General features: G+C 64.6%; 3 protein-coding genes. All 3 read left to right on the plus strand.

Annotation, left to right across the window (positions count from 1 at the left end):
• A partial coding sequence (gene purL, locus Q7T64_RS00410) for a phosphoribosylformylglycinamidine synthase (RefSeq protein ID WP_304789315.1) occupies positions 1–2436 on the plus strand: 2436 nt, incomplete at its 5' end.
• A 38-nt stretch (positions 2437–2474) separates the two neighbouring features.
• A complete protein-coding gene (locus tag Q7T64_RS00415) occupies positions 2475–3623 on the plus strand; it encodes a diguanylate cyclase (RefSeq protein ID WP_304789318.1) in 1149 nt (382 codons plus the stop codon).
• Positions 3624–3901: 278 nt separating this feature from the next.
• The coding region (locus tag Q7T64_RS00420; RefSeq protein WP_304789321.1) for a hypothetical protein at positions 3902–10941 on the plus strand (7040 nt) is incomplete at its 3' end.

Genomic DNA, 10941 nt, shown 5'->3' on the forward strand with positions numbered 1-10941 from the left:
GCCTTCCCGGAAATCACCAACGACGCCAAGCGCGGCGCGATCTTCGACCTGCGCAGTGTGCCGCTGGAAGAAAGCGGCCTGTCCCCGCGTGAAATCTGGAGCAATGAATCGCAGGAGCGTTATGTGCTGGCGATTGCGCCGGAAAGCCTGCCGCTGTTCCTGTCGTTTTGCGAACGCGAGCGTGCACCGTTTGCGGTGGTCGGCACGGCGACCGAAGAACGGCAACTGAAAGTGATCGACTCCGAACACGGCAACGAGCCGGTCGACATGCCAATGGACGTGTTGCTCGGCAAGCCGCCAAAAATGCAGCGCGACGTGCAGCGGGTCGCGGTGCAACTGGCGCCGCTCGACCTGACCGGCATCACGCTGGACGACGCCGTAGAGCGCGTGCTGCGCCTGCCGACCGTGGCCGACAAATCTTTCCTGATCACGATTGGCGACCGCACTGTGGGTGCGCACACTGTGCGTGACCAGATGGTCGGCCCGTGGCAAGTGCCGGTCGCCGATTGCGCGGTGACCACGATGAGCCTGGAAGGCTATCGCGGCGAAGCGATGGCGATGGGTGAACGCACACCGCTGGCCGTGATCAACGCGCCGGCGTCCGGTCGCATGGCCGTTGGCGAGGCGCTGACCAATATTGCCGCCGCGCCGATTGCCGACATTACGGACATCAAGCTGTCGGCAAACTGGATGGCGGCCTGCGGCCAGCCCGGCCAGGATGCGGCGCTGTATGACACCGTCCACGCGGTCGGCATGGAACTGTGTCCGGCGCTGGGACTGTCGATCCCGGTCGGAAAAGATTCGCTGTCGATGCGCACCACGTGGAAGGAAGAGGGGAGCAGCGGCGACGTCGACAAGTCGGTGACCGCGCCGGTTTCGCTGATCGTGTCGGCCTTTGCGCCGGTGCCGGATGTGCGCGGCGTACTGACCCCGCAGCTGCGCACCGATGCCGGTGAAACCTCTCTGATCCTGATCGATCTCGGCCGCGGCAAGAACCGCCTCGGCGGCTCTGCACTGGCGCAAGTGATGCAGCAGGTCGGCAACCAGGCGCCGGACGTCGACGACCCGCAAGACCTGAAATCCTTTTTTGCCGCGATCCAGCAGTTGAACGCCGCCGGCAGCCTGCTGGCCTATCACGACCGTTCCGACGGCGGCCTGTTCGCCACACTGTGTGAAATGGCTTTCGCCGGCCGCTGTGGCGTGACGGTCAACCTCGACATCCTGGCGATGGAGGGCGATCACGCTGCCGACTGGGGCGACGCCAAGAACTGGACCAGCCAGGTCGGCGAGCGGCGCAATGAACTGAGCTTGCACGCGCTGTTTTCCGAAGAGCTGGGCGCCGTGATCCAGGTCCGTGCCGAGCAGAAATCCGACGTGATGAACCAGTTGCGCGCCGCCGGACTGGGCGCTTGCTCGCACATCATCGGCAAGCTCAACGATCGCCATGCGGTCGAGTTCACTCGCGACGCCAAGGTGATTTTCCAGCGCCCGCGCGCCGAGCTGCACCGGCTGTGGAGCGAAACCAGTTGGCGCATTGCCCGCCTGCGCGACAATCCGGCCTGCGCCGATGCGGAATACGACCGCTTGCTGGATATTGCCGACCCCGGCATTACGCCACGTGTGAGCTTCGATCCGCAGCAGGATGTCGCGGCGCCCTACATTGCCACCGGCGCCCGTCCGCGGGTAGCGATCCTGCGCGAGCAGGGCGTCAATTCGCATGTCGAAACCGCGTATGTGATGCACAAGTCCGGTTTTGAAGCGGTCGACGTCCACATGAGCGACCTGATCGCCGGTCGTGCCCGGCTGGAAGATTTCAAGGGCGTGATTGCCGTCGGCGGCTTTTCTTACGGCGACGTATTGGGCGCCGGTGAGGGTTGGGCCAAGACCATCCTGTTCAACCAACAGATGGCGCAACAGTTTTCCGCTTTCTTCCATCGTCCCGATACCTTCGGACTGGGCATTTGCAATGGTTGCCAGATGATGAGCAACCTGAAATCCATCATCCCGGGCGCGGCCGCCTGGCCCAAGTTCACCCGCAACAAGTCCGAACAGTTCGAAGCCCGCTTCGGCATGGTGGAAGTGGCCGACTCGCCGTCGATCTTCTTCGCCGGCATGGCCGGCACCCAGACCCCGATTGCGATTGCGCATGGCGAAGGCTTCGCCGATTACAGCCAGACCGGCAGCATCGATGAGTCCCTGGTGGCGATGCGCTTTGTCGACAACCGCGGCCAGCCGACCGAAGCCTATCCGTTCAATCCGAACGGCTCGCCGCAGGGCATTACCGCCGTCACCACAGCGGACGGCCGCTATACGGTATTGATGCCGCATGCCGAGCGCGTATTCCGCAGTGTCCAGCATTCCTGGCGTCCATCGCAGTGGAATGAAGATTCACCGTGGATGCGCATGTTCCGCAACGCCCGCAAGTGGGTGGGCTAGCCGCATGATCGCCACCTGACCCGGGAGCTGCGCGAACGATGCTCAGCAATTTCCACATCCTGTTGATCGGTGCCTTGCTGTGCCTGCTGATGATGCTGGTAATGCTGTCCATGTGGCGCACCGGTATCCCCGGTGTCAGGGAGTGGACCTGCGGCAACTTGCTGGGTTGTGCCGCATTCCTGTTGTATGCCTTTGGACGTGACTTGCCGTCCTTTCTTGCGTTCGAGGTGGCCAATGCCGTTTATGCGGCAGCGGGCGCGGCGATATTGATCGGCTACCGTCGCTTTTTCGACCGCCCCATTTACCTGGTGTGGATCGCCGCCAGTGTCGTGGCGGTGTTTGCCGGCATTGCGTTTTTCCATTACCAGCTGGATTCCTTCCTCGGCCGCACCATCGTTATTGCGCTGCACCAGGCCTTCATCGCCCTGGCGATCTGTGTGTCGATCAGGTATTCGCCGCAGGGACGGCGTTCGCGCTATCCCCATCTGTTTACCAAAATCATGGCGGGGGTCATCGTGCTCGGCCATGCGGCGCGTATCCTGGTCCATAGCACCAGCAACGCCGACATGACGGCGTTGCTGCAGCCCTCGCCATGGAACCTGTTGTTCCTGTCGCTGGGCACCCTGGTATTGCCGATCCTGACCTTTGGCGCCGTGATGATGGTGCATGACAATATGCTGGCCAAGCTGGAAGACGTGGCCAACCATGACTTCCTGACTGGCGCCTGGACCCGTCGCGCCTTCTTCGAACTGGCTGATCGCGAATTCATGCGCATGCGGCGCAGTGGCCGGCAAATGGCCTTGCTGCTGATCGATGTCGACTATTTCAAGAAAATCAATGACACGCTCGGCCATGCGGAAGGCGACCAGGTGCTGATCGACCTGGTTCTGCGGGCCGAGACCGTGTTGCGCGAGGGCATCGACAGTTTTGCCCGTGTCGGCGGCGAAGAATTCGCCTTGCTGCTGCCGGAAACGGAAGTCACGCAAGCCCTTGCCGTCGCCGAGCGACTGCGCCTGCTGCTCAACCGGCCCGATCCGCAAATGCGGCGGCCACCGTACAGCGTCAGCATTGGCGTGGCGGTTTCCCGTCCGGACGAGCCCATGCGCGATTTGATGCGGCGCGCGGACCAGGCCTTGTACCAGGCCAAGCAGGAAGGCCGCAACCGGGTCATGCTGCAGTCGGCCTGAGGCAGCGTCCTGGGGCTGCGGCCTGGCATTTTCCTGCGTATCTGGCGTCCGCTTTCGGCTTGATTTCGCTATTTTACTGCGCTTTCCAGCCGCTTTCTGCCCCTCACAAATGACCTGAATCGTTAACTAAGTCCTTGAATTTAAAGGAACGTGACGAAATGGCATTGCTTGTTCCACATTACTCCTTCGGCTAACTGTATCCAGATGTAAATATGTGCTTTAATCGCACATTGGAACAATTGCGTCTAAACAAGATTGCTGTTGCGAAGGAGCCCAGCGTGGCTAAATCAGAAAAGCAAGCACGTCGTCCCGGCCCGGTCACGAGGAAGAAGCGTTCCGCACCGGTCAAACTGGAAACACTTGAGCAGCGCACCTTGCTGTCGGGTGACATTCTGCTCGGTGAGCCACCCGATCCCGATCCCTTGCTCACTGGTGGCTCGGAAACGACATCGCCCTCTGCTGATTCCACGGCGCCGGATGATTCGCTGGCGCAACTGGCGGCCCCGCAAACCCTGCAACTGATATTAGCCAGCGGCACCCCGCTGACGCTGGCGCAGGACTCGTTAGCCACTATCGAGGTCGACGCCGGCGAACAACTGGTCGGTGGCGGCACATTGGCTGGTCCGGTGGTCAATGCCGGTATCGTCGCACCGGGGCAAGATGCAGGCCTGATCAGCGTCGCTGCTTATGCGCAGGGCAGTGGCGGCGTTTTGCAGATGGAGATAGGCGGCGCCGCTGGGGCAAGCCAGTCCGCACCATCGGACAATACCTACGACAAGTTGGCAGTCAGCGGGACTGCAACGCTGGACGGCACACTCGACCTGACCCAGATCAATGACTTCCGGCCCAGCGCCGGCCAGGTGTTCGACATCATCACCTGGGGCCAACGCAGCGGCGCCTTCACCAGCTACAAGGGTCTCTATACCGGGCAGGGCGTTTTCCTGAAGCCGGTCTACCTGGCCGACCGCCTGCAACTGGTGGCGACCCAGCTTCCGGGCATCCTGGACCTGAACATTCCGGATAGCGCGCAGGCGCTGGCGCAACTGGACCAGTTGTTTACTTTGCTGGCTGATCCGAACGGATCGGGCAGCGTATCGCTCGACGCATCACTTGACCTGGCTGGCCTGCACCTCACGGGTGGTTTCGACATTGCGGTCAGCCATGCCGGCGGAACATCGGCAATGACATTCGGATTGCGCGATGTCGCCGCCAGCTGGTCTGCCGGTGATCTATCCGGCCAATTGATCGGTGTGAGCGGTTCGATCGCGGTGACCGGCAGCCAGCTTGCGGTGTCGATTTCCGGCTCGGGCCAGGTGGCGGCCGGTGCTTCGGCCGCACTGTCGGGCGATTTTTCGATTGCCAACGACACGGTATCCGGTTTGCTGCTGGTATCCGGCGCCAACCTGTCTGCGCGCCTGGGCGACCCGGCCAGCGGTGCGTCGCTCGCGATGGCGGGCGGCACGCTGGCGATGGCGCTGGGCCAGGGCGGCTATGCGGTGCAGGCGTCCGGCACCGGTTCCTTGCAGGGTGTTGCCGGCAGCAGTTTCTCCGGCACGCTCGGGTTCCAGGCCAATACGCTGGGCCAGGCCATCGCCATGTCGTTTGGCGGCGCCAGTGCGGGCTCGCTCAACTTTGCCAGCGCTGAGCGGATCAATCGTTTCCAGGCGATCGGCGCTGAACTCGACGTGGCCGGACTGGGCGAATTGCGGGGCGACTTTGCTTTCGACTATCGCAGCGCCGTCACCGGCACAGTGCGGGAAGCGCAATTGCTGGTTGGCGTTCGCAACCTCGCTGCCGACCTGGTTGCCGGCGAATTGTCGCTGCAAGTCAGCGCCGGCGAAGCGGCCCTGGTGCTGTCCACGCGCACGCCGCTGGCGGGCGGGCTGGCGCAATTTTCGACCGCGCTGCAGGCCAGGGCGGACCTCAGCATTACGGTAGATTCAGCGCTGACGTTGACGGGCCAGCAAGTATCGCTGCGCCTCAATCGCGGCAATGACGCCGTTTCTGCCAGCGTGCAAACTACCGGCGGCGCCATTGCGCTGGAACTCGCAGCCGATGCGTTCCGTATCGAAGGGCGTTTTGCCGCCGCCATCAATGGCGTGATGTCTTTTGCCGGCGAGATGTCGGTGGAAGCCAATCGCGGCATCCGTAATTTGTCCGACGGCCGCAGCGCCGACGTGCGCGAAATCGCCGTCATGGGTTCCGGCGTGAAAGCCAATCTGACCGCCGGCGGCAGCGGGCTCGACGCCGGCATTGCCGGCGCCGACTTTGCGCTGGTGTATGCCAAGGAAGTCAGCGGCCTGCGTTCCTGGGTCAGCGCCAAGGTGGACGCTGATTCCCTGGTGGTGGGCGGCCAGGAATTCGCCTCGCTGGATGCAGCCACGCTATCGCTGAACCGGGCAGTGTCGGCCAGCGACGGCACGACGCTGTCGTGGGCGCAGTCGCGCCTGTTCAATCTCGCCAACGGCAAGACGCTGGCGATGGATCAGTTGAGCGACACGCTGGACCTGGCAGCAGACGGCGCAATCAGGATCGGGCAAGCCACGCTGGATGGCGCCATGCAACTGGCGCTGGTGCAGCAGGGCGGCCAGATGGGCTGGAACATCAGCGCGCAGGACGTGCAACTGGTGATTGCCGCCGGCCCGGCGTTCGTGCAACTGACCCGTGGCTCAGGCACGATCCGCCTGAATGCGGACCGCAGCAGGGCCGGCTCGATCGCCGGCGATTTTTCAGTCGGCGGCGTGGCGGGCCTGAGCGCCAGCGGCACGGCGCAGGCGAGCTTCGGCGCGGATGGCGAGTTCAACTTGTCCGGCACGGCGGCATTGGGCATGGGCAGTTTCGGCGCGCTGTCGGGCCAGATCGCAGTCTCCACGATGCAGCACGCGACCGGTGCGCGCATCCTGGTCGGCGCATCCGGTTTGCAAGGCCGGTTCGGTGACGCCGTCAATGGCGTGTCGCTGTCGGATGCCAGCATGGCGCTGGTGTTGGGACGCAATGCAGTCGGGCTGGGCGGCTATGCGCTGCAAGCCAGCGGCCAGGCCGAGATTACCGGTTTTGACGGTCGCGTGACGATGTCATCGGGCGCGGTGGTTGCGATCAACCAGTTGGGCAGTGCGATCCAGCAAAGCATTGCGCTGTCGGGCGGCGCCAGTGTCGCGCTGGCCTTTGGCGACGATACGGCAGTACAGTCGATCGTCATCAGCAATGGCTCGATCGCCGTCGATGGCCTGGGCACGCTGAGCGGTTCGCTGGCAATCCACAGCAGCCACACCACGCTTGGCGGCCAGGCTGTGACCGAGTTGCGCATCGGGCTGGAAGACGTCAGCGCGACGCTGGCATTGGGCAGCGCGGCCGTCGGCCTGACCGATGGCCGCGGCGCCGTGCTGTTGCGCAAGGATGCCAGCGGCGTGCGCTACGCGGTGCAGGCAGAGGGCAATGCCAGCCTTCAGGGCATCAACGGCCTGACGCTGGAAGCCAGCCATGTGCAAGTCGCCTGGAACAAGATGGGCGTGGCAGTGCAAGAGTCGATTGCCACCGGCCAAGGCTGGGTTGGCATGGACCTGTTGCGCGACGAGATGCGCCTGCGCGGCGAGGCACGGGCGGAAATTGCCGGCGTGCTGGCCGTTGAAGGCGAAATCTTCATTGAGTCGGTCGACAACCAGCAAGTCACGCTGAGCGACGCCAGCGTGGTCACGGTCAACCAGCTGATCGTCGGCGGCGCCGGCGTGACGGCGGCATTGAGCGCCGGCGGCAGCGGCTTGTCCGCCATGCTGAGCGATGTCGACATTGCCGTCATCTTGAATACCGAAGTCGGTGGCAGCCAACGGCGCTGGATCTCCAGCGAAGCCGCGATCGGCGGCGCCAGCATCGCCGGCTATCAACTGGCCGACCTGCAGCAGGCCGGCATACAGATCAATCGCGCACTCGACCAGGCTGGCGCGCTGGCAGATGCCGCCGGCGCTGCCGTGGTCGACTGGTCGGCCGCCGCCCGCGGCGTTACCTTGAGCGATGCCAAGGCCGTCGTGTTCGACCTGGCTGGCCCGCGTTTCGTGGTGCCGGTGAACGGCGCAATATCGATCGGACAGGCGACGCTGTCCGGCGACTTCGACCTGATCCTGATCCAGGATGAGGACGGCACCCGCAGCTGGCAACTGGAAGTCGACGACGCCGGCGTCGGCTTCACCGCTGGCAGTGCGACGGTCGCCATCAGCAATGCCGCCGGTTCGCTGTTCTTTGGGGCCGATGGTGCGCGCTCCGGACAGTTGACGGGTGCCGGCTCGATCAGCGGCATTGACGGCCTCAACTTTACCGGCACGCTGGCAACTCGCTTCGACAGTCTCGGTGGGCTGGAACTGGCTGGCGACATCGCGGTCGGCGTCGACGGCTTCGGTGCGCTGTCGGGGCAGTTTTCGGTGGTGCGCGAGCCAGTGCAACTGGCAACGCCGCAGACGCTCACCGCGCTTGCACAGGGCGGGCCTGGCGGCGCCAGCATCGAGCAGGTCGCCGGCGGCCTGTCGGCCAATACCGTGCTGAACCTGCGCACCAGCGACGCTGGCGGACGCACTGCGCGCGAAGGCGTCTATACCTTCCAATTGAACGGCCAGAGCGCGAGCGCCAACTCGCTCGACGGGTTGACGGCCAGCGCGCGTCCCTTGTCTGACCAGGTATTTGCCGACGCTATCCGCAGCGCACTGGAAAGCCTGGCGGGCATCGGTAGCGGCAATGTCGCTGTCAGCGGCTCGCGCGCCGACGGATTCCGGATTGAATTCATCGCTGCGCTGGCCGGCAAGCCGGTCGCCGTCGCCAGCGCCCAGGGTGGGGCGGGATTGTGGATGGTCGCGCCGGACGATCCGGCCGACAAGGCCGATTGGGGCGTGATTGAAGAAACAGTAGCGGTGCAACTGCCGGGCAACGAAGTGCAGTTGCTGTCGCTGGCCAGCAATGGCGCCAGCGGCCAGAGCTTCACGCTGGCGCTGGGCGGGCAGGTCACGGCGGCGATTCCGGTGCTGTCCACCAATACCGCGGTCAATGAACGACAGGTATTGACGATCAACGCCAATCCGTCCGCTTCCGGCCAGTTCTGGCTGCAACTGGGCGACACGAGCACCGGCAAGATCCGTTACTCGGCGGACCCGACTTATCACGCTGCGCAGATCAAGGCGCAACTGGCCGCGATCGTCGGCGCCGACAATGTCAGCGTGACTTACCGCAGCGGCTTCACGGCCAATAATTCGATCGACTACCTGATCGATTTCAAGGGCGATCTGGCCGGCTTCAACCTGCCCACGCTGGTGGGCGCATCCAACAATAGTGCGATCAAGTTGACGGTCAAGGCGCTGCGCGACGGTTCCGCCGGCTTCGGCGTCGAAGACCAGGCACAACAGGTCCAGACCGCACTCGACAACTTGCTGGGCAGCGGCGCAGTTGCCGTGCGTGTGGATAGTGCCGCCAGCTTGCAGGACGCTCGTTTCCGCCTGGATTTCCAGCGCGCGCTGGGCGGCCAGGATGTCGCCACGCTGGTGGCTGCGACCAGTTCCGCCGGACTGACGGTCGCCACCCAGACGCTGCTGGATGGCAGCGCCGGCGCTGGCGCAATCCAGACCATTAACCTGTACGACGACAATATCCCCGGCACCTTCACGCTCAGCCTCGATTTCGGCGGCCAGACCTATACCAGTGCCGACATTGCGTTGAACGCCAGTGCGCAAGCCGTACAGGCCGCCTTGCTGGCGGCCACCAGCGCTGGCGGCGCCTCGCTGGGCAGCACCGGCGTCGAAGCCAGCGTGCAACTGCTGGCCGGCGCCGATGGCAGCCATGTCTGGCAAGTCGCGTTCGGTGGCGCAGCCCAGGGCGTCGACCTACCCGTCATGGAAGGCCAGATCACCAGCGCGATGGCAGCGCCGGAAGCCTCGCTGACCAGCGTCCAGATCGGATTCACCGGCAGCGAAACCCAGCAACTCGCACTGCAGGGCGCGGGAGCATTCCGTTTGTCAGTCGGCGATTCAACGCAATCGACCGCTGTGCTGGACATCTCCGGCGGCCTGGATGCCGCCCGCCTGCAGGCAGCGCTGGAGGGCTTGTCCGCGATCGGCGCCGGCAATGTGCTGGTCAGCGCCGGCGACACCAGTGGCGCCTTCAGCATCCAATACCGTGGCGCCCTGGCCGGGCGCGACATGCCGGCGCTGACGATCAGCCCGGTGCAGACATTGCGCATCGGCCTCCCCGGCGGCGCCATGCCCGACACGCTCGCCGTGCGATTCGCCGGCAGCAGCGGCTGGAGCGCGGAACTGGATGTGGCCGGCAAGCCTGCCGGCGAGGTGGCCGCCGGACTGGCGGCGCTGATTGCCGCGCTGCCCGACGTCAACGCCAGCTCGGTCGAAGTCTCCGCCCTTGACGGCAGCGGCACCGGTTTCAACATCAGCTTCATCGGTGCACTGACCGGCGCGGTGATGGACGCGGTCGAGGTGCGCAGCACCCGGTCCGTCGTCACGCAAAGCGAGCGCATCCTGCTCGGCGCCTCTGGCGTGAGCGGTTTTGTCGGCGGCGGCAATGCCGGCGTCAACCTGCAGGATGGCAGCCTGGCACTGGTACTGACCCGCAATGCCGCCGGCGAAACCGCGTATGCGCTGATGGCCTCGGGCAGCGGCGAAATGCAAGGCTTCGGCGGCGACGTCAGCCTGCAGGCCGACGCCAGCGTACGCATCAATGCGCTGGGCGAAGCAATCAACCTGTCGGTCAATACCGGCATCAGCAGCGCGCCGGTGACGCTGGCATTCGAAGACGGCACGCCGCTGCGCGAGCTGGCGATTTCAGAAGGCGCGATCACCGTCGCCGGCCTCGGCACGCTGAGCGGCTCGCTCAAGATCCGGTCCACCGTCACTACCACGGCCGACAAATCGGTCACCGACATTGTGGTCGGGATCGACGACCTGCAGGCCAGCCTGACGCTGGGCGGCGTTGGTGCGGCATTGAGCAATGGCCGCGGCGCAGTCTTGCTGCGCAGCGAAGTCGGCGCAAACGGCGTGAGCACCAGTTATGCGGTGCAAGCCGAAGGCGATGTGGCATTGACCGGCGTATCCGGCCTGTCGCTGCAGGCCAATGCGATGCAGATTGCGTGGAACCGGATGGGGTCGGCCGTCAGCCAGACGGTGGAAACCGCAAGCGGCAGTTACCAGGTCGAACTGATCGACGATGAAAGCCGCCTGCGCGGCGATGTCGTTGCCGATGTGGCCGGCGTGCTGCATGTGGAAGGCGAACTGTTCCTGGAAAGCGTCAGCGGCGAAGTCACGCTGACCGACGACAGCGTGGTGCAGGTCGA

It is taken from the genome of Lacisediminimonas sp., assembly GCF_030645335.1.
Classification (GTDB): Bacteria; Pseudomonadota; Gammaproteobacteria; order Burkholderiales; family Burkholderiaceae_D; genus Lacisediminimonas.